Here is an 18,913-nt window from a genome sequence, read left to right as displayed (position 1 = left end):
AGCTCCCTCGCCACAAAGTGTCTTACCTCAGACCGGGGTAGTAATCAAAACGCCACCGACGTCTGCACATACACCGTCCGCGGTTCTCCCACGTACTTGCCCTTGTTGTTGTCATCGAACGAGCGGGTGAAGTACTGGTGGTTGAAGATGTTCTTCACCCCCACCGCCACATTAAGATCGGATAGTTTCGGCCCAAAGTCATACGCCGCACGGCTGCTGAACAACATGTACCCCGGAATCTTGCCGGTGCTGCCATCGGCGCTTTCGGCCGAGGTGTTGGCGTTGTCAGCAAACTGGTCACTCTGATAGCTGCTGTCCAGGTTCAGTTTCCACGCGCCTTCGGTATAACCGACGCCGACCGTACCTTTGTGTTTCGAAGAGAACGGCACGCGATTGCCCTTGTTCGGCCCGTCTTCGCGGATGGTCGCGTCGACATAGGCGTAAGTCGCGTACACATCGAAACCGGCCAGCGCCGGGCTCAAATCGTCGAGGGCGTAGTTGATGCTGGTTTCGATGCCTTGATGGCGGGTTTCGCCACGGGCGATCACCGAGTCATTGGTTTGATTGCTTTCATACTGATTGTCGAAATTGATCAGGAATGCGCCAATCTCGGCACGCAACGCGCCATTGTCGTAGCGGGTACCCAGCTCCCAGGTGCGCGCCTTCTCCGGTTTGACTTCGCCGCTGGTCACCCGGTTAGGCATCTGGCTGTACTGCACGCTGCCAAATGAACCTTCGGTATTGGCGTAGAGGTTCCAGCTGTCGGTCAGGTGATAGAGCACGTTCAACGCCGGCAGGGCGGTGTTGTAGTCGCCTTTGTATTTCACATGGGTCAGGTTGTTGGTCTGCTGCGACTCGATCATCTCGTAGCGGATGCCCGGCGTAATCGTCCACTTACCGATGTCGATCCGGTCATCGACGAAGAACGCATTGGCCTCGGTGCCACCCCGGGTATCGCGGTCGTTGCGGCTGTTGGTGGTCGGGAGTTCGTTGCTGGCGATCGGCGTGCGGTAGCGCAGTTCGTGGCCGGCCTCGTTGATGTAGCGATAGCCGACGCCGACTTCATGGCTGGTTTGGCCGAGGTCGAAGCCTTGGGCGAAACGGGTTTCCAGGCCTCGTACCCAATACTCGCGTGGCGACAGCGAGAGGAACGTGCCTTGGTCCAGATAACCGCTACGCAGGGTTTTGGTAAAGAAGGTATTGGCGGTGAACTCGCGGCGATCTTCCTGATAGCGATAGCCGAAATTGAACATCGTGCGACGGCCCCAGAACTGGTCTTTCGGGCGGGTCGACTGGTACGGGTCAGCGTCGTAATCGGCGACGTTCAGCCCGCCGGGCATGTCCGCCTTGCCTTCGTAGTATTGGGCCATGGCGTTGAAGCTGTTGGCCTCGTCGAGCTGGTATTTGCCCTTGAGGATCAGGTCGTCGATTTCGGTGTCGCTGTGTTCGCGCCAGTCACCGCCGCGGGTGCCCGAGTACAGAATCGCGCCGCCCAGACCGTTATCGGCCGTGCCGCCGGCCAGCAAATTGCCGGTGGTTTTGAAGCCATCGTGGCTGGATGATGGACTGGTTTCGGTCTGGAAGCCGCCCTTGACCGTCGGCTCATCGGGAATGGCGCGAGTTACGAAGTTGACCACACCGCCGACGTTCTGCGGCCCGTAGCGCACTGCACCGCCGCCGCGCACCACGTCGACCGCGTCCATGTTGCCCATGCTGATCGGCGCAAACGAGAGCTGCGGTTGACCATAAGGTGCGAAGGGCACCGGAATGCCGTCCATCAATACCGTGGAGCGCGAAGCCAGCCGAGGGTTGAGCCCGCGAATGCCGAAGTTCAGTGCCATGTCATGGCTGCCGGTGCCGTTGTTGTCCGGCGCGTTGACCCCCGGAATGCGGTTGAGCACGTCCCTGGCCTGAGTCGCGCCCTAGCGCTCGAACTCTTCGCGACGGATTACATCGCGAGCGCCGGGATGTTCGAAAACGTTGGTTTGCGCCGCATCGCCGAGCCAGTCGCCGACCACTTTCGAGGTGTCCAGCTCCAGCGCCGCATCACCCGCCGGTTGCAGGCTGAAGGCATTGTTGCCCTCGGCGCGGGCTTGCAGGCCGGTGCCTTCGAGCAACGCATTCAAACCCTGGGAAGGGGTGTAGTTGCCCTCCAGGCCGCGACTTTGCACACCGCTGGTGACTTGTGAGCCAAAGGAGATCAGCACGCCGGCTTCACGGCCAAACTGGTTGAGGGCGTTCTCCAGCGAAGACGGCGCGATGTGGTACGGCTTGGTGTCGGCGGCATGCACCAGAGGCAGTGCGCCGAAGCTCAGGCTGGCGCCCAGCAAGAGTTGGCGCAAGGTGCGGGTTAGCGGTGTGACGCGGATGGGTTGCATGAAAGGCGATCCTGAGAAGGTTGAATCAAGGGGGCTTTCCTTCTCTGTCACGCCAGATCTGAAAAACGGCTCACGCTGGATGAATATTTTTTCTGGGGGGGACGCAGGTTGGCTTTTGTGGCGAGGGAGCTTGCTCCCGCTGGGGTGCGAAGCGGCCCCGAAACCATCCAGTGCGGTGTGTCAGGCAAATCAGGTTAGCGAGTTTTACGACTGCTTCGCAGCCGAGCGGGAGCAAGCTCCCTCGCCACAGGTTATATGTGTTGATCAAGATTCAGGTGCGCGCCTCAACGGTCACCCAATACCGGGTAAAACGTCTCACCTTCACCGGCAAACTGATTTCCAGCAGATCAAGAATCCGCTCGCTGTCGTCCAGTGGATAAGTCCCGGAGATCAGCAGGTCGGCAACATTCGCCGCGCACTTGAGTTGCCCCCGGCGATAGCGACCGAGTTCATCGAGGAAATCCCCCAGGCGCATGTGTGCGGCCACCAGCATGCCGTCGGCCCAGGCGCCGCTGTTGGCGTCCAGTGGCAGGGGAGCGCCGATGCCGCGTGCGCCGAAGCTCAACTGCCGGGCGGTTTGCAGTATCAGCGGTGCGCCGCCATCGGGCGTCAATTCGACGCTGCCTTCGAACACCGCCACCTGAGTGTGATCGGCAAACTGCCGCACATTCAGCCGCCCACCTTGGGTTTTCAACAGGCCTTGTGCGGTCTGTACTTGAAACGCTTGGGCGGCGGTCAGCAGCATCTCGCCTTCGAGCAAGCGGATCAGCCGTTGCTGGCCGTCGACTCGCACATCGACCGAACTGGCGGTATTGAGCTGCATTTGGCTGCCATCGCCGAGCGAAACTTTACGTCGCTGGCCGATCGGGCTGCGGTAGTCGGCCAGCAACGGCATCAGCGGAGTATGCTCGCGCATGCCCCAAGTGACCGCCGAACCCGCGCCGAGAATCAGCAATAGCTTCAATGCCTGACGGCGCCCGGCGGATTTCGGTGCGTTGAGGGCGGCATGGGCCAGCGGTGAAGACAAACCGCGCAAACGTTGATTGACCCGCTGAATATGCTCCCAGGCCCGTCGATGTTCGCCGTGCGCATCGAGCCATTGCTGCCAGGCAATTTGCTGACGGGGGTTCAACGGCCCTTGCTGGACTTCCATCCACCAGTGCACGGCCTGCTCGGCCACTTGAGAGGAAAAATCCGCAGGGCTATTCATAGTGCGAAGTAGCAGCGCATCGCTGCTTTGTTCAGGTGCCGTTTGACCGTGGCAATGGAAATGCCCAGTTCGGCGGCGATCTGTGGATAAGTCAAACCATCGAGCTGAGCCAGCAGAAAGGCGCGTTTGACCAGACGCGGCAAACCGTCGAGCAACTGGTCGAGTTCCATCAGCGTTTGCAGGATGATCGCCCGATCCTCCTCCGACGGCGCGACGATTTCCGGCATTTGCGCCAGCGTGTCGAGGTAGGCGCGTTCCAGATCCTGACGGCGGTAATGATTGAACAGCACACGCTTGGCGATGGTGGTGAGGAACGCCCGCGGTTCGATGATTTGGGGCGTTTCCCGTGCCGTCAGCACTCGAATGAACGTGTCCTGGGCCAGATCCGCGGCGCTGTCAGGGCAGCCGAGTTTGCGCCGTAGCCAACCGGTGAGCCAGTTGTGATGGGCGTGATAAAGGACTTCGACGGTAGTGGCTGACGACAACGGAACCGCTCCGGACGTATTTCGATACGTTAGAGAACAAGAATTGTTCGCATTGTAGGGGGCGGGGCCTGCATCCGGCAATCGGCTCCAGGCTGCTATCTCTTCAGACTCGTTAAAAAGATTGCAGCATCCAGTGTAGGAGCTGCCGAAGGCTGCGATCTTTTGATCTTGCTTTACCGCAAAAACGCCTGCCGATACTCCCCAGGCGTACCACCCAGTGCCTGGCGAAAACGATTGGTGAAATGGCTCGCACTGGCAAACCCACAGGCCAACGCAATATCCCCCAACGGCTGCGACGTTGTGCGCAACAATTCCCGCGCGCGGCTCAGTCGCCGAGCCAACACATACTGATGCGGCGGCAAACCGAAGCTCACTCGAAACATTCGCGCAAAGTGATATTCGGACAGCGCACATAACCCCGCCAATTGCCCAAGGCTGATGGCTTCGGCCATTTGATGGTCGATGAACTCCACCAACTGCCGCCGCTGATGCGCCGCCAACCCACCCTTGAGGCGCAAGCCCTCACGCACACCGACCTGGCTGAGCAGGGCATGGCTGAGCATTTCGTGGGCCAGGCTGCTGGTGAGCAGGCGTTCGCCCGGCTCATCCCAGTTGAGGGCGATCAACTGCCGAAAGCGCCGGGCTTGCTGCGGGTCTTCAAGGAACGTGCGCTCGCGCAACTGCAATTCCCGAGGTTCGCGATCCAGCAGCGTGACGCAACCAAGGGCAAATTGTTCGGGGCTGAAATACAGGTGGGCCAGGCGAATATCGCCGTTGATCACCCAGCCGGACTGATGGTCGGCCGGCAGAATGCACAGCTTGTCCGGGCCGCCCTTGGTGCCGGGCTGGTCGCGGCGAAAAGTACCGGTACCGCCAGCGATGTAGCAAGACAAGGTGTGATGGCTCGGCGCTTCGTAATCCTGGGCATCGTGGTGGTTGTTCCACAAAGCTGCGGCCATGCCGTCACCGAGCTCGGCGCTGTGCTCCAGGCGAGCATTGGGCGAGCGGTTAAGCGCTTGAAAGACTTGCAAGGATTCCAGTGCGGCCATGATCGGTTCTCTCCAACGCCTTGCATCCTACTCCGTAGAGGTTGGCCTGCCAGCCCGCCGGCCGACAAAAGCGCAAGTTTATGCAAGTGCGCCCACGATTGGCGCAGCACACTGGACCCCTAATCAGGCAATGCACTGTGGCGAGGGAGCTTGCTCCCGCTTGAGTGCGCAGCGCTCACAAAACTGGCGAAATTTGCCAGGACTTGGGGCCGCTACGCAGCCCAGCGCGAGCAAGCTCGCTCGCCACAAAGTGAACAGCATTGCCCATCCCGGAGCTGTCGCCATGAACATTTCGTTGTATCTACTGACCGTGCTGATCTGGGGCACCACCTGGATTGCCTTGAAATGGCAACTGGGCGTGGTGGCGATTCCAGTGTCGATCGTTTATCGCTTCGGCCTTGCCGCATTGGTGTTGTTCGTGATGTTGCTGCTCAGCCGCCGTCTGCAAGTGATGAACCGTCGCGGACATCTGATCTGCCTGGCGCAGGGCTTGTGCCTGTTCTGCATCAATTTCATGTGCTTTCTTACCGCCAGCCAATGGATTCCCAGCGGTCTGGTCGCCGTGGTGTTTTCCACCGCGACCCTCTGGAATGCCTTCAACGCACGGGTGTTTTTCGGTCAGAAAATCGCTCGCAATGTACTGATGGGTGGTGCACTGGGTTTGCTCGGGTTGGGCCTGTTGTTCTGGCCAGAGCTGGCCGGTCATACCGCCAGCCCTGAAACCATGCTCGGGTTGGGGTTGGCGCTGCTCGGAACCTTATGCTTCTCGGCCGGCAACATGCTGTCGAGTCTGCAACAGAAGGCCGGCCTGAAACCCCTGACCACCAATGCCTGGGGCATGGCTTACGGCGCAGCGATGTTGACGGTGTGGTGTCTGGTCAAAGGCATCCCGTTCGACATGGAATGGAATGCCCGCTACATCGGGTCGTTGCTGTACCTGGTGATTCCGGGCTCGGTGATCGGCTTCACCGCCTACCTGACGCTGGTCGGGCGCATGGGCCCGGAGCGGGCAGCGTACTGCACCGTACTCTTTCCGGTGGTGGCGCTGAATGTGTCGGCGTTTGTCGAAGGCTATCAATGGACGGCGCCGGCACTGGTGGGGCTAGTGTTGGTGATGTTGGGGAATGTGCTGGTGTTCCGTAAACCCAAGGCGTCGATGGTGCAGGGGACTGGCAAATTTGCCTGATGCTTTTCAAAGATTGAGCGCGTATGACTCTTCGTCAGCGGACTGAATTGCACGTTGTGTAACGAGTGGGCAGGCGTTTGAACCGCCTGCCCTTATTTCGTCAGCCTTTCCACACTTGTGGGTTCACCAGATCTTGCGGCCGCTCACCCAACAAGGCACTGCGCAAGTTGGCCAAGGCACGGTTGGCCATGGCTTCACGGGTTTCGTGGGTCGCCGAGCCAATGTGCGGCAAGGTCACGGCGTTTTTCAGTTGGAACAATGGCGACTCGGCCAGCGGTTCTTTCTCGTAGACGTCCAGCCCGGCGCCGCGAATCCGGTTGTTTTGCAGCGCTTCGATCAGCGCCGGTTCGTCCACTACGGGGCCGCGGGCGATGTTCACCAGAATGGCGCTCGGTTTCATCAGCGCCAGTTCCCGGTGGCTGATCAGGTGTCGGGTTTTTTCGCTGAGCGGCACCACCAGGCAGACGAAATCGGCTTCGGCCAGCAGTTGGTCGAGGCTGCGCAACTGCGCGCCGAGTTCTTGTTCCAGTGCAGCCTTGCGGCTGTTGCCACTGTAGATAATCGGCATGTTGAAGCCCAGCCGTCCGCGACGGGCGATGGCCGCGCCGATGTTGCCCATGCCGACAATCCCTAAGGTTTTGCCATGCACATCGCTTCCGAACAACGGCGCGGCGACGGTGGCTTGCCATTGGCCGGCCTTGGTCCAGGCGTCCAGCTCGGCAACGCGGCGGGCGCTGCTCATAAGCAGGGCGAAGGCCAGGTCGGCGGTGCTTTCGGTGAGGACGTCGGGGGTGTTGGTGAGCATGATCCCGCGTTCGTTGAAGTAGGCGAGGTCGTAGTTGTCGTAGCCGACCGAGACGCTGGAGACCACTTCCAGTTTGCTGGCGTTTTCCAGCTGCGCGCGACCGAGTTTGCGGCCGACGCCGATCAGGCCGTGGGCGTGGGGCAGGGCCTCATTGAATTGGGCATTGATGTCGCCGTTTTTCGGGTTCGGCACGATCACGTCGAAGTCTTGTTGCAGACGTTCGATCATCGGTGGGGTGATACGGCTGAAGGCGAGGACGGTTTTTTTCATTGGAGGCGGCTCGTCGGGCTTGGAGAATGCTAAGCACGCTAACATTCTTCTCGGACATTATGCGAGCGCTCGGATTGCCGGGTGTACGCCATCCAAACCTGTAGGAGCGAGGCTTGCCCGCGAAGGCGCCCTGACAGCCGACCAATCTCTCGCAGATGTACACATTTAATTGTGGGAGCGAGCCTGCTCGCGATGGCGGTGTGTCAGGCGACCTCAATGTTGAAATGTGAGAAAGCCTTCGCGGGCAAGCCTCGCTCCTACAGGGGTCAGCTGTGTGGCGCGGGTTTGGGTACGTTGAGGTTATCCAGCATCCGGTTCACCGCCAGCTCGGCCAGCATGACGATTTGCTGAATCGCCATGGCCGTATTCCGATGCGGTCCTTCCAGATACCCCGCAAAATCAGTTGCCATCACACTGGCCTGGGCCAACGATTCACAGGTGTGGGCCAACAGGTCTTCGTCTTTGATATCCGGTGCAACCATATACATCGTGCTTGGCTTGCGAGCCACGGGGGATTTGAGAGCGGCTGGATTGAGGTAGTGATCGAGCGCGCGGTTAGCGGCTTCGTGGAGCTTTTTTGAATCGAGGGATTCGTAGGGGGAAACGTCGTCGGTTTCCGGAGGGTTCGGTGTTTCTTTAATCATGCGGAAGTTACTCATTGGCAGATGAAGTGGAACTGCCATCTTTCGTTTTCCAGACGAAAGGGTGGCAGCTGCGCGCGGACTGGAAAAACCGGAACATCCACCAAAACCCGGCAGACCCGAAGGTCTCCCGCGCACAGCCGCCATAACAAGGAATTGCGTGCAGAAAAAAGCGCCGCAGTATGCCATGGGGTGTGGTAAGTGTTCGCCAGGTTTTCCAGACCTGATCGCTGATTTGGCAGCGACCCCCAAAGCCTACCCACTTCGTTTCCGAAGCAACAACCGTCAAAACCTGTGGGAAACATCCTCAAAAATCACCCCGTCTGTAGGAGCTGCCGAAGGCTGCGATCTTTTGATCTTCCGGCGCTATCAATGACGTAAAGATCGAAAGATTGCAGCCCTTCGGCAGCACCCACAGTGTTGCCATCATGAAAACTCGGACTTCCCCTACACGCAAAAACGATTCGCCCGGCATCCCCCCTTGAGCCCACTCGCCAAAGTCTCCCATTTCCAAGGAACGGGACACGAGCGTGACCAGACTCATCCCCCAAAACCAACTCGCCGGCCAACACGGCCAGGTGCTAGACAGCCATCAAGCCGTCGCCAACCTGCGCCAGGCCCTGAACTATCCTTACGACCTGCAAGGCTTCGACGATCTGCTTAGCGCGATCGGCGCCAACCGATCCAACTACATGCAGGCCGCCAACCAGCAGAAACTCATCAACGCCGTCAGCAACGGTGATTGGGTCATGGTGACGCCCCGCATCGATCCCGATAACGGCGGTGCTTCATGGAATGCCTTCAAACCCAAACCTGAGCCGCCGCCGGCGCAACATCTGGTCGAAGAACACGCCTTCGCTCTGCCCAAACCCGTGGAGTCGGGCTTCTACATCATTCAGCAGCCCATGACCCTCGAAGCCCTTGAGCGCTCACTGTACGAAAACCCGCCAAGCGATGCGCTGCGCCGGGAATTCCGCTCGCTCAATCGCCATCTCGGTGAGCGGGTGAAACCGGGGCAAATGGTGATTTTCAGCGATTCACGGCATTACATGTGCCGCCGCGAAGAAGCGCAAATGATGATCGCGGCGCAGAAGGTCAACGAAGCGCTTAAGGATCTGAGCGAAGAAGAGGCTTCGTTCATGGTCGAAAATCATGAAGTGATTGAGCCATTTCTGGAGGTGTCGGCGGGGTCGTTGGGTGTGGCGTCCTTCATGGTTGGCCAACATCTGGAAAACCTCAAAGGCACGCTCATCGAGTTAGAGAAACTGCATCAGCAACAATACCGTCAGCACGGCCACTTGCGATCGAGGGATTTCTTTACCCATCGCAAACGGATGATGGCAAAGATCAATGCCAGCCTTGGCCCGCTGGTACGTAAAGGCACAGGCATCCCTGATCATCCCAGGCTTAAACGAGCATTGGGTCTTTCTACTCGCAGAACAATTCACCATTGGAACAAGGCTGGCGCCCCTACCCAACTGCCGGGCTATGCAACGAATATTCAGGGCGTATCCAGAGCTGTGAAGTACTTGAAGGCAGGAGGCTATGTTGGCATTGGATTGGCAATGGGGGCAGCGGCGATGAGAGTTGATGAAGCCTGTCGCAGTGGAAGCGAGGATGAATGCTCCCAAGCTAGATTCGTAGAGGGAGGCAAGTTGGCAGGAAGTATTAGCGGAGGTGTTGCCGCCGGATATGTAGCGAGTAGCGCACTGAAATATGGAGTGTGCGCGGCAATAGGTGTGGAGACATTGGGTGTTGGTGGAATCGTTTGTGCGCTGCTGGTGTCGGGTGCTGTCGCCAGTGCGACGGGAACCAAAGGCTCAGAAATTGGCGGAGAAATAGGTGAAAAAATATATGAGCTCACACAACCATGAGTGGCGCTGAGAATGTGCATTTGATTGGTTGGGTACTTGTTTTTCTGATGATTTTGCTCAGTCAGACCCTCTTATTATTGGGCGCCTACTTCAAACTCGACCAAATTGAAGGTCACTTCAACGCGTCTCATTTGGTGAGTATCAATCGAAACACGGCGGGTGACGGCCCGTTTGGACGGATGAACAGACTTAGGTTGATTGGCGCTTTAACGGGCAGTTTCTATCAACATCAGATGTTGGACCCGTATGCGTTTATGGAGGCTGAAATCTTGCCGGAGCGTCTGAGAAAATGGGCTGAAACTCCAAAAAGACTTATGCGGATTGCGGTCGTCAGCGCTGGACTACTGTTGCTTTGGAGTGGTTTTGTGTCTTTGCGTACGACAATTTCAAACCCGATGAGTGACCTGAAACTACTCTACACAGCCATCCTGATCGGCTTTTTCGCCCTGGTTTCTATCGTTTCGCTGCTGCGTGTTTACATCTGTTTTTTTAAACTCGAAGAACTCGAATTTCACCTCAACGACTCTTACTTCGTTGGTCGCAACCGTCGGGTCATGGGGGATGGTCTGTACGGGCGTCATTACCGCTTGACTCATCTCTCGACCATGCTTCGTGAGGATGATGCATTCCTGCTGAGAAGCGACCCGCATTGTATCGATGAAATAAAGCACTTCCCTTTACACCTACGACGCTGGGTCGTCATTCCCAATCTGATGTTTGCCTATTCAATTGTTGGCCTTTGTGCGTATTGGCTCTGCGGAACGTACGCTGGACTGCTGGGCTAACCCGCAGTCCACACACCTCAATTCGCCAACCGCGCCCCACCCAAACTCCCACTCAACTCATACGCCGCCAATTCCGCCTGATGCGCCGCCAATATCTCCGGCAACGACCCGCGCAAGTATTCCACCCACGTCTTGATCTTCGCATCCAGATACTGCCGCGACGGGTAGATCGCATACAGATTCAATTCCTGTGAGCGATAGTTCGGCATCACCCGCACCAACGTGCCGTTGCGCAGCCCTTCTATCGCCGCGTACACCGGTAAAACGCCAACCCCCATGCCGCTGGTGATTGCAGTCTTCATCGCATCAGCGGAGTTCACCAAAAACGGTGAGCTGTTGATGGTGACCATTTCCTGGCCGTCAGGGCCATCGAAGGCCCATTTCTCCAGCGGGATGACCGGGCTCACCAGGCGCAGGCAGGCGTGGTTGAGCAAATCGCTGGGTTTGTGCGCGCAGCCGTTGGCTTTTACATAGGCGGGCGAGGCGCAAACGATGCTGTAGGTGATGCCCAAGCGCTGGGAGACGAAGCCCGAGTCGGGCAGTTCGCTGGCGAGCACGATGGACACGTCGTAGCCCTCGTTGAGCAGATCCGGCACGCGGTTGGCCATGGTCAGGTCGAAGGTCACGTCCGGGTGGGTTTTGCGGTAGCGGGCGATGGCGTCGATTACGAAGTGCTGACCGATGCCGGTCATGGTATGCACCTTGAGTTGCCCGGCCGGGCGCGCGTGGGCGTCGCTGGCCTCGGCTTCGGCTTCTTCGACGTAGGCCAGGATCTGCTCGCAACGCAATAGATAGCGCTTGCCGGCCTCGGTCAAGGCGATGCGGCGGGTGGTGCGGTTGAGCAGGCGGGTTTGCAGGTGGGCTTCCAGGTTGGAGACCGCGCGCGAGACGTTGGCCGTGGTGGTGTCGAGTTGCACGGCGGCGGCGGTGAAGCTGCCGGCCTCGGCCACGTAACTGAAGGCGCGCATGTTTTGCAAGGTGTCCATGGGGTGCTCTCTTGGCGAATGGCAAATTGTGACACGAAGTTGCTGATTCTTTACAGGCGACTAAAGACGAGACCAAGGGATTATCGCGTTAACGGTAACAAAGATTCACAAGAATCCCGGCTTATCGCCAACAAGGCCCACCCCTAGAATTGCGCCGGTCCCATGTAGGAGCGAGGCTTGCCCGCGAAGGCGTCTTATCAAGCGACAACATGGTGCCTGTGAGGATGCCTTCGCGGGCAAGCCTCGCTCCTACAGGATCTCCCCCTATTTTAGGAATTTGCAGCAGTGCCGCGTCGCATCAACAGAGCGCTCAAGACGCTCAGTGTTTTGGCTTTAACCCTGGCAATCAGCGGCTGCATCGGCACCGCAGGTATTGCCCCGCAAGACAAGGCACTGGAGGCCAATTCATTGGCCACCGACGATGCCATTCAGAGCGCCAAGCAAGACGCTCATTGGCCCACCGCTCAATGGTGGCAAGCCTACGGCGACCCGCAACTGAACCGCTGGATCGACCTCGCCCTGCAAGGCAGCCCGAGCATGGCCATGGCCGCCGCGCGAGTGCGTCAGGCGCGGTCGATGGCCGGCCTTGCCGAGTCCGCCGAGTCGTTGCAGATCAATGGCCAATCCACCCTTAAGCGCCACAACTGGCCCACCGATCAGTTCTACGGCCCCGGCGAGTTGGCCAACACCACCACTTGGGACAACAACGCCGCGCTGGGTTTCAGCTATGCCCTCGACCTCTGGGGGCGCGAAAGCAACGCCACCGAACGCGCCGTGGACATGGCCCACATGAGCGCCGCCGAAGCACGGCAGGCCCAGCTCGAATTGCAGAACAACATCGTGCGCGCCTACATCGAACTCTCATTGCATTATGCGCAACGGGACATCGCTGCCGCGACTTTGAAGCAGCAACAGCAAATTCTCGACCTGGCACAGAAACGTCTGGACGGCGGCATCGGCACCCATTTCGAAGTCAGCCAGGCCGAAACACCCTTGCCGGAAACCCATCGGCAACTTGATGCGCTGGACGAAGAAATCGCCCTCAGCCGTAACCAACTCGCCGCGCTGGCCGGTAAGGGGCCGGGGGAGGGCGCGCAGTTGCAACGGCCGACGCTGTCGTTGGGTGCGGCATTGAAACTGCCGTCCTCCTTGCCGGCGCAACTGCTCGGTCAACGCCCGGACGTGGTTGCCAGTCGCTGGCAAGTGGCGGCGCAGGCGCGGGGTATTGATGTCGCCCACGCCGGTTTCTACCCCAACGTCGATCTGGTCGGCAGCCTCGGCTACATGGCCACCGGCGGTGGGGCGCTGGAGTTTTTGACCGGCAAGAAACTCAACTACAGCGTCGGCCCGGCGATCTCGTTGCCGATCTTCGACGGCGGCCGCTTGCGTGCGGAGTTGGGTGAAGCCTCGGCGGGTTATGACATCGCCGTGGCCAGGTACAACCAGACGCTGGTCAACGCGCTGAAGAACATCTCCGACCAGTTGATTCGCCGCGAGTCGATGGACAAGCAACAAGCCTTCGCCGCCGAGTCGGTGGCCACGGCGCAGAAAACCTACGACATCGCCATGATCGCCTATCAGCGCGGGCTCACCGATTACCTCAACGTGCTCAATGCGCAGACTTTGTTGTTCAAGCAGCAGCAAGTGCAGCAGCAGGTTCAGGCTGCACGGTTGAGTGCTCATGCCGAGCTAGTGACGGCGCTTGGCGGGGGACTCGGGGCGGGCAACGATGTGCCGGAAGACAGCCAGACCGATGCACCGAAAACCCCGGCCCTTCTTAACAGCCTCTCGAATTGAACACACAACCTGTGGGAGCGGGCTTGCCCGCGATGGCGTCATCACATCCGACATTGATGGCGCCTGACACGCCGCCATCGCGGGCAAGCCCGCTCCCACAGGTTCTGCGTCTTAACCGAATTTCATTGAGCAAAATTCCATGACTCCCTTGCCCGCACCTTTGCGCTGGCTTTATTCCCTTGAATGGCGCCGGGGATTCTTCGAATGGGCACGCAGCGACGGCGTGACCTGGGTCTACATTTTCAAGGTGCTGTTCGCCGCGTTCCTGACCCTGTGGCTGGCCATGCGCCTTGAGTTGCCACAACCGCGCACCGCGATGATCACCGTGTTCATCGTCATGCAACCGCAAAGCGGCCAGGTATTCGCCAAGAGTTTCTATCGCTTCCTCGGCACGTTGGCCGGGTCGGCGGTGATGGTCGCGTTGATTGCCCTGTTTGCGCAGAACACCGAGCTGTTCCTCGGCTCGCTGGCGATCTGGGTCGGCCTCTGCTCGGCCGGCGCGGCACGTTATCGCAACTTCCGCGCCTACGGATTTGTGCTCGCCGGTTATACGGCGGCGATGATCGGACTGCCTGCACTGGCTCACCCCGACGGCGCGTTCATGGCGGCAGTCTGGCGTGTGCTGGAAATCTCTCTGGGGATTCTCTGCTCGACGCTGGTGAGCGCCGCGATCCTGCCGCAAACCGCCAGCGCCGCGATGCGCAATGCCTTGTATCAGCGCTTCGGCGTGTTTGCCTTGTTCGTCACCGATGGCTTGCGCGGTCGCAGCCGGCGCGAGGCATTTGAAGCGAACAACGTGCGGTTTATTGCCGAGGCGGTAGGTCTGGAAGGGCTGCGCAGCGTCACGGTGTTCGAAGACCCGCACATGCGTCGGCGCAACGGGCGGCTCAGTCGTTTGAACAGCGAGTTCATGGGCATAACCACGCGCTTCAATGCGCTGCATCAGTTGCTCGAACGCCTGCGCAACAGTGGCACCGATCATGTTGTCGCGGCGATCAAACCGGGTTTGCAGGATCTGGCCGAAGTGCTCGACGGCTTCAGCGGTCGCGCCTTGACCAGCCCCGACGCTGCACGCCTGGCCAGCGCTTTGGCGACCTATAAGGAAAACTTGCCGGCGCGGGTCCGCAGCCTGCGGGTGACCTTTCAGGAGAGTGATCCGAGCGACGCCGAGCAGCTGGATTTTCACACCGCCTACGAGCTGCTTTATCGCTATGTCGACGACCTGCACAGTTATGCACAGACCCACGCATCGCTGGCCGATCACAGCCACGAACGGGAACGTTGGGACGAGCCCTTCACCCCGCAAACCAATTGGCTGGCCTCGGCGGCATCGGGCATTCGCGCAGCATTCATTCTCGTGGTGCTCGGCAGTTATTGGGTGGCCACGGCGTGGCCGAGCGGGGCGACCATGACCCTGATCGCCGCCGCCACCGTCGGCCTTTCAGCGGCGACACCGAACCCCAAACGGATGGCGTTTCAGATGGCCTGCGGGACGTTGCTCGGGGCGCTGATCGGCTTCGTCGAGATGTTCTTCATCTTCCCCTTGATCGACGGTTTTCCGTTGCTCTGCGTGATGCTCGCGCCGGTGATCGTGATCGGGGCGTTCCTGACTTCACGGCCGCAATACGCCGGGGTTGGCCTGGGGTTGCTGATCTTCTTCAGCACCGGTTCGGTGCCGGACAACCTCACGGTTTACAACCCTTACGCCTTCATCAACGATTACATCGCCATGATCATGGGGATGTTGGTGTGCGCGGCGGCCGGGGCGATCATTTTGCCGCCCAACAGTCGCTGGTTATGGCGGCGCCTGGAGCAGGATTTGCGCGGGCAGGTGGTGTACGCCATCAGCGGCAAACTCAAAGGTTTGGCATCGAGTTTCGAAAGTCGCCCTCGCGATCTTTTGCATCAGGCCTATGGCCTCGCAGCGGGACAGCCGCAGGTGCAACGGGACTTATTGCGTTGGATGTTCGTGGTGCTGGAAGTCGGCCACGCGATCATCGAGTTGCGCAAGGAACAGGCGATTCTGCCGGTGCACCCGGCCTATGCCGAATCCCAACCGTGGCGTCAGTCAATCCGGGCGATGGGGCGTTCGCTGGTGCGACTGTTTCTGCAACCTGGCCCGAGCAATCTGCAGCGTGCCCTGGTCGCGGTCGACCACGCGATCAGCCGCGTGCAGGCCACCGATGAGCCCTTCGCGCCGCACTTCGATACCTCTGCATTGCGCCGGGTGAAGAGCTACCTGCACTTCATCCGCACCTCGCTGCTTGACCCGCAATCGCCACTGGCCGGCTACATAAAAGCTAGTGCCATCGCCAAGCCCCAAGGACTTGAACATGCCTCGTGAAATCGCCTTCCACGGCGTGTACATGCCGACCATGACCCTGATGTTTTTCATCGCGGCGGCGCTGGCCTGGGCGCTGGATCGGTTCCTGTCCGGGTTCGATCTGTACCGCTTTTTCTGGCACCCGGCGCTGCTGCGCCTGAGTCTGTTTACCTGTCTGTTCGGCGCTCTTGCGCTGACTGTTTACCGTTGACTTTCTATCACTGAAGAAGGCCCTGATGAAAAAGCTTTTCAGCCTGCTCGCAACCCTGTTGGTGTTGGCCCTTGCCCTGTGGATCGGCCGGACCCTGTGGGTGCATTACATGAACACCCCCTGGACCCGCGACGGCCGGGTGCGCGCCGACATCATCAACGTTGCCGCCGACGTTACCGGTGAAGTGGTGGATGTGCCGGTGCGCGACAACCAGTTGGTGAAAAAGGGCGATTTGCTGATGCGCATCGACCCCGAGCATTACCGCATCGCGGTGAAACAGGCGCAGTCGCTGGTGGCCTCGCGCAAAGCCACGTGGGAGATGCGCAAGGTCAACGCCCATCGCCGCGCCGACCTCGACAACCTGGTGATCTCCAGGGAAAACCGCGACGACGCCACCAACATCGCCGACTCGGCCCTGGCTGATTACCAGCATGCCCAGGCACAACTGGAAGCGGCCGAACTGAACCTCAAACGCACCGAAGTGCGCGCGGCGGTGGACGGCTATGTGACCAATCTCAACGTCCATCGCGGCGACTACGCACGCATCGGCGAAGCGAAAATGGCCGTGGTCGACATGAACTCGTTCTGGGTCTACGGCTTCTTCGAAGAAACCAAACTGCCGCATGTGCGCGTGGGCGATAAAGCCGACATGCAATTGATGAGCGGCGAAGTGCTCAAGGGACATGTGGAAAGCATTTCTCGGGGCATCTATGACCGGGATAATCCCGAAAGCCGCGAGCTGATCGCCGATGTGAACCCGACGTTCAACTGGGTGCGCCTGGCGCAGCGGGTGCCGGTGCGGATTCACATTGATGAAGTGCCGGAGGGTGTGCTGTTGGCGGCGGGGATTACTTGCACCGTTGTGGTGAAACAGGAAAGTGGCGAATAACCTTGTGGCGAGGGGGCTTGCCCCCGTTCGGCGGCGAAGCCGGCGCAAAACCAGAGCATGCGGTACATCTGGAAGAACGGGATTGCAGGTTTTGGGGCTGCTGCGCAGCCCAACGGGGGCAAGCCCCCTCGCCACAAGGAAACGGTTTCAGCCCTGACAAAACGTCTCATGCAAATGCCGCCAAACCACCTTGCCATCGGCCTGTTTCTCGAACACCACCGAAGACCGTCGATCAGAATGCAACCCCGTCGCATCGGTCTGCTGCTCGCGGTAACTCACCACAGCGCCACCGTCGTACAGCGCGACACCTCGCAACTCGCTGAGCTCAATCCTGAACCCGAGCTTCTTCCCGCCCGCCAGCAGAAACAATTCATTCAACGCCTCGAAATCCAGCACCCGGCCCAACGGCGAGATCATGGAAAACTGTGGTGAAAAACGCATGAGCAATTGTTCAAGCTCGGATTCGTCCCGCTCCTCGGCCAACCATTGTTCAATGGCTATGTGAGCCTGGATCACTTCGTCAAAGTATTCGGTGTAGTTGGTCATGCTGTTTCCTGAAATTTTGCAGCGTCTGTCCTGACGTCTTCGCGGGCAAGTCGAATCGTCGCACCGCCGCTCCCACAGTGATCTTTGGTGTGAATGCTATCTATGCCACCCAGCAGAACTGTGTGGGAGCGGGCTTGCCCGCGATGATGTCGACTCGGTCTTAGAGTTGCCCCTTCAACCCGAACCGCTTCATCAACCCCGACTCCAGCAACCCTTTGGGCAACAACCCCGCCATCAACGGCAACGCTCGGCTGCCATTACCCAAACGCACCAGACGCGGCGGTTTATTCTGCTGCACGGCCTTCAATAAACCGGCGGCAAATTCACTGACCGGCGTCGGTTTGTCCTGAGACGCCTTGGCCCGCGCGCGAATACCTTCACGCAGCGGCCACCATGGCGATTGCTCGGTGATCAGTTGCTCAGCCTCTTGGCCGGCATTCTTGGCGAAGCTGGAGGCGATAGCCCCTGGCTGAACTTCCATGACTCGCACGCCGAACGGTGCCAATTCCATGCGCAGCGCATCGCTCAAGGCATGCACCGCGGCTTTCGAGGCGCAGTAGGCGCCGGCAAACGGCGTGACCAGAACCCCGGAAACGCTGCCGATGTTCACCACCAGGCCCCTGGCGCGACGCAGCACCGGGAACATCGCGCGAGTCACGCCGACAATCGCAAACACGTTGGTTTCGAATTGCCGCTGCATGGCCGGCACACCGCCGTCGAGCAGCGGCCCCATGGCGCCGTAACCGGCGTTGTTGATCAGCACATCAAGGCCGCCGCGTTGCTGATTGATCCGCTCGCTCAGTTGTTCGAGGGCCGGGCCATCGTTCACGTCCAGTTGCACGGCGGTGAACCCGGCGGCGGTTAGAGCGGCTACGTCTTCGGCTTTGCGGGCGCTGGCCCAGACGTCGTACCCGGCACTTTTGAAAGCGTCGGCGAGGGCGCGGCCAATGCCGCTGGAACAACCGGTAATCAACGCAACAGGCATGGCGCGGTCCTTGTGCAAAAGAAAGGGATCAGTCGGAGAAGCTACCCTGCAAACGCTCGGCGCGAAACTCCAGGGTTTGCGGGCGATAACCGGGGCGAAGGGGCGGCATAGGCAAGCAGTCTTCCCAATTGCCGCCGGCCTGCAATTCGCCGGGGCCGCGATAGCGCGGTGCGGCGTATTGATTGTCAGCCAGATTGACCGTATCGCCCGGTGCATAAGCGGCGATTCGCCAGCGCAGTTCGGTCAGCGGTACGTCGTTGCCGTTGTTCATCGTCAGCTTCAAGGGGCGATCCGCCGGGCAGTGCTCGGGCGCGTAGGTGATGCGCAGCTCCAGGCGCGCCAGTTGCTTGACCTCGCGGGTGTCCAGCCAGAACACCCACACCGCCACCAGGCCCAACCCGACAGCGGCGGCCATGGACACCGGCACGGCCTTGGACGGGTAGCGCAGCAGCAGGATCAGCCAGGTGATGACCAGCAGGACGCCGATGAACAT

The 18,913-nt window shown here is 59.7% G+C and carries 17 protein-coding genes and 1 pseudogene; 7 read left to right on the top strand and 11 right to left on the bottom strand.

The genetic code is table 11. The features are described from left to right. Positions 1–44: 44 nt before the first annotated feature. From fecA to AB7M26_RS00665, 4 genes and pseudogenes are all read right to left on the bottom strand, one after another. Positions 45–2,378, bottom strand: a pseudogene (gene fecA, locus AB7M26_RS00680) (TonB-dependent Fe(3+) dicitrate receptor FecA). Positions 2,379–2,649: 271 nt separating this feature from the next. Beyond that, positions 2,650–3,588, bottom strand: coding sequence for a FecR domain-containing protein (locus AB7M26_RS00675; RefSeq protein WP_429387542.1), 939 nt, complete (start codon positions 3,586–3,588; stop codon positions 2,650–2,652). Continuing rightward, positions 3,585–4,073 (bottom strand): sigma-70 family RNA polymerase sigma factor, encoded by a 489-nt coding sequence (locus AB7M26_RS00670; RefSeq protein ID WP_123496715.1) that lies wholly within the window; start codon positions 4,071–4,073, stop codon positions 3,585–3,587. The genes AB7M26_RS00675 and AB7M26_RS00670 overlap by 4 nt, the downstream gene beginning before the upstream one ends. 173 nt (positions 4,074–4,246) lie before the next feature. Beyond that, positions 4,247–5,122 (bottom strand): helix-turn-helix transcriptional regulator, encoded by an 876-nt coding sequence (locus tag AB7M26_RS00665; RefSeq protein ID WP_123500996.1) that lies wholly within the window; start codon positions 5,120–5,122, stop codon positions 4,247–4,249. Between the two features lie 283 nt (positions 5,123–5,405). Here AB7M26_RS00665 and AB7M26_RS00660 point away from each other — a divergent pair, with 283 nt between their 5' ends. Beyond that, positions 5,406–6,308, top strand: a complete 903-nt coding sequence (locus AB7M26_RS00660) for a DMT family transporter (RefSeq protein ID WP_429387538.1) — start codon at positions 5,406–5,408, stop codon at positions 6,306–6,308. 100 nt (positions 6,309–6,408) lie between these two features. Here the strand turns inward: AB7M26_RS00660 and AB7M26_RS00655 are convergent, their stop codons facing one another. The 3 genes from AB7M26_RS00655 to AB7M26_RS00645 form a co-directional block, all read right to left on the bottom strand. After that, positions 6,409–7,383 (bottom strand): 2-hydroxyacid dehydrogenase, encoded by a 975-nt coding sequence (locus AB7M26_RS00655; RefSeq protein ID WP_429387535.1) that lies wholly within the window; start codon positions 7,381–7,383, stop codon positions 6,409–6,411. A 266-nt stretch (positions 7,384–7,649) separates the two neighbouring features. Next, the gene (locus tag AB7M26_RS00650) at positions 7,650–8,027 is read right to left on the bottom strand and encodes a DUF6124 family protein (RefSeq protein ID WP_123501000.1); all 378 of its coding nucleotides are present in this window, start codon (positions 8,025–8,027) and stop codon (positions 7,650–7,652) included. Positions 8,028–8,331: 304 nt separating this feature from the next. Next, on the bottom strand, positions 8,332–8,568 hold the full coding sequence (locus AB7M26_RS00645; protein ID WP_148050165.1) for a hypothetical protein: 237 nt from the start codon (positions 8,566–8,568) through the stop codon (positions 8,332–8,334). Here AB7M26_RS00645 and AB7M26_RS00640 point away from each other — a divergent pair. Beyond that, the gene (locus AB7M26_RS00640) at positions 8,555–9,898 is read left to right on the top strand and encodes a hypothetical protein (protein WP_429387532.1); all 1,344 of its coding nucleotides are present in this window, start codon (positions 8,555–8,557) and stop codon (positions 9,896–9,898) included. The genes AB7M26_RS00645 and AB7M26_RS00640 overlap by 14 nt on opposite strands. Further along, positions 9,895–10,683, top strand: coding sequence for a hypothetical protein (locus AB7M26_RS00635; RefSeq protein WP_401176058.1), 789 nt, complete (start codon positions 9,895–9,897; stop codon positions 10,681–10,683). The genes AB7M26_RS00640 and AB7M26_RS00635 overlap by 4 nt, the downstream gene beginning before the upstream one ends. 17 nt (positions 10,684–10,700) lie before the next feature. Here AB7M26_RS00635 and AB7M26_RS00630 read toward each other — a convergent pair whose 3' ends face one another. Beyond that, positions 10,701–11,669 carry a LysR family transcriptional regulator gene (locus AB7M26_RS00630; RefSeq protein WP_123501008.1) on the bottom strand — a complete coding sequence of 323 codons (969 nt, stop codon included), beginning with the start codon at positions 11,667–11,669 and terminating at the stop codon, positions 10,701–10,703. A 285-nt stretch (positions 11,670–11,954) separates the two neighbouring features. Here AB7M26_RS00630 and AB7M26_RS00625 point away from each other — a divergent pair, with 285 nt between their 5' ends. The 4 genes from AB7M26_RS00625 to AB7M26_RS00610 all read left to right on the top strand — a co-directional run bounded on the left by AB7M26_RS00625 (position 11,955) and on the right by AB7M26_RS00610 (position 16,889). Beyond that, a complete protein-coding gene (locus AB7M26_RS00625) occupies positions 11,955–13,466 on the top strand; it encodes an efflux transporter outer membrane subunit (protein ID WP_123501010.1) in 1,512 nt (503 codons plus the stop codon). 139 nt (positions 13,467–13,605) lie between these two features. Beyond that, complete coding sequence (locus tag AB7M26_RS00620; protein ID WP_429387527.1) at positions 13,606–15,810, top strand: FUSC family protein; 2,205 nt, start codon at positions 13,606–13,608, stop codon at positions 15,808–15,810. Then, the gene (locus AB7M26_RS00615) at positions 15,800–16,000 is read left to right on the top strand and encodes a DUF1656 domain-containing protein (protein WP_007896379.1); all 201 of its coding nucleotides are present in this window, start codon (positions 15,800–15,802) and stop codon (positions 15,998–16,000) included. Before AB7M26_RS00620 ends, AB7M26_RS00615 begins: the two co-directional genes overlap by 11 nt. Positions 16,001–16,025: 25 nt before the next feature. Beyond that, positions 16,026–16,889: an efflux RND transporter periplasmic adaptor subunit gene (locus AB7M26_RS00610; RefSeq protein ID WP_123501014.1), complete on the top strand. Its 864-nt coding sequence runs from the start codon at positions 16,026–16,028 to the stop codon at positions 16,887–16,889. Positions 16,890–17,036: 147 nt separating this feature from the next. Here the strand turns inward: AB7M26_RS00610 and AB7M26_RS00605 are convergent, their stop codons facing one another. From AB7M26_RS00605 to AB7M26_RS00595, 3 genes are all read right to left on the bottom strand, one after another. Continuing rightward, the gene (locus tag AB7M26_RS00605; protein WP_123501016.1) at positions 17,037–17,435 is read right to left on the bottom strand and encodes a DUF4440 domain-containing protein; all 399 of its coding nucleotides are present in this window, start codon (positions 17,433–17,435) and stop codon (positions 17,037–17,039) included. 160 nt (positions 17,436–17,595) lie between these two features. Next, entirely contained in the window at positions 17,596–18,420 is an 825-nt protein-coding gene (locus AB7M26_RS00600) for an SDR family oxidoreductase (RefSeq protein ID WP_123501018.1), read from the bottom strand. Between the two features lie 28 nt (positions 18,421–18,448). Further along, positions 18,449–18,913 (bottom strand): hypothetical protein, encoded by a 465-nt coding sequence (locus AB7M26_RS00595; RefSeq protein ID WP_008070465.1) that lies wholly within the window; start codon positions 18,911–18,913, stop codon positions 18,449–18,451.

The organism is Pseudomonas sp. F-14 TE3482, assembly GCF_053629455.1.
The sequence above is the reverse complement of the archived record's forward strand: the minus strand, read 5'-3'. Positions and strand labels throughout refer to the sequence as shown.

Excerpts from the sequence above, each read along its gene's own strand:
- AB7M26_RS00595 (WP_008070465.1), bottom strand. The coding sequence starts at position 18,913 with ATGTTCATCGGCGTCCTGCTGGTCATCACCTGGCTGATCCTGCTGCTG.
- AB7M26_RS00620 (WP_429387527.1), top strand. The coding sequence starts at position 13,606 with ATGACTCCCTTGCCCGCACCTTTGCGCTGGCTTTATTCCCTTGAATGG.
- AB7M26_RS00615 (WP_007896379.1), top strand. The coding sequence starts at position 15,800 with ATGCCTCGTGAAATCGCCTTCCACGGCGTGTACATGCCGACCATGACC.
- AB7M26_RS00635 (WP_401176058.1), top strand. The coding sequence starts at position 9,895 with ATGAGTGGCGCTGAGAATGTGCATTTGATTGGTTGGGTACTTGTTTTT.
- AB7M26_RS00630 (WP_123501008.1), bottom strand. The coding sequence starts at position 11,669 with ATGGACACCTTGCAAAACATGCGCGCCTTCAGTTACGTGGCCGAGGCC.
- AB7M26_RS00665 (WP_123500996.1), bottom strand. The coding sequence starts at position 5,122 with ATGGCCGCACTGGAATCCTTGCAAGTCTTTCAAGCGCTTAACCGCTCG.
- AB7M26_RS00655 (WP_429387535.1), bottom strand. The coding sequence starts at position 7,383 with ATGAAAAAAACCGTCCTCGCCTTCAGCCGTATCACCCCACCGATGATC.
- AB7M26_RS00645 (WP_148050165.1), bottom strand. The coding sequence starts at position 8,568 with ATGAGTCTGGTCACGCTCGTGTCCCGTTCCTTGGAAATGGGAGACTTT.
- AB7M26_RS00660 (WP_429387538.1), top strand. The coding sequence starts at position 5,406 with ATGAACATTTCGTTGTATCTACTGACCGTGCTGATCTGGGGCACCACC.
- AB7M26_RS00675 (WP_429387542.1), bottom strand. The coding sequence starts at position 3,588 with ATGAATAGCCCTGCGGATTTTTCCTCTCAAGTGGCCGAGCAGGCCGTG.
- AB7M26_RS00650 (WP_123501000.1), bottom strand. The coding sequence starts at position 8,027 with ATGATTAAAGAAACACCGAACCCTCCGGAAACCGACGACGTTTCCCCC.
- AB7M26_RS00610 (WP_123501014.1), top strand. The coding sequence starts at position 16,026 with ATGAAAAAGCTTTTCAGCCTGCTCGCAACCCTGTTGGTGTTGGCCCTT.
- AB7M26_RS00605 (WP_123501016.1), bottom strand. The coding sequence starts at position 17,435 with ATGACCAACTACACCGAATACTTTGACGAAGTGATCCAGGCTCACATA.
- AB7M26_RS00600 (WP_123501018.1), bottom strand. The coding sequence starts at position 18,420 with ATGCCTGTTGCGTTGATTACCGGTTGTTCCAGCGGCATTGGCCGCGCC.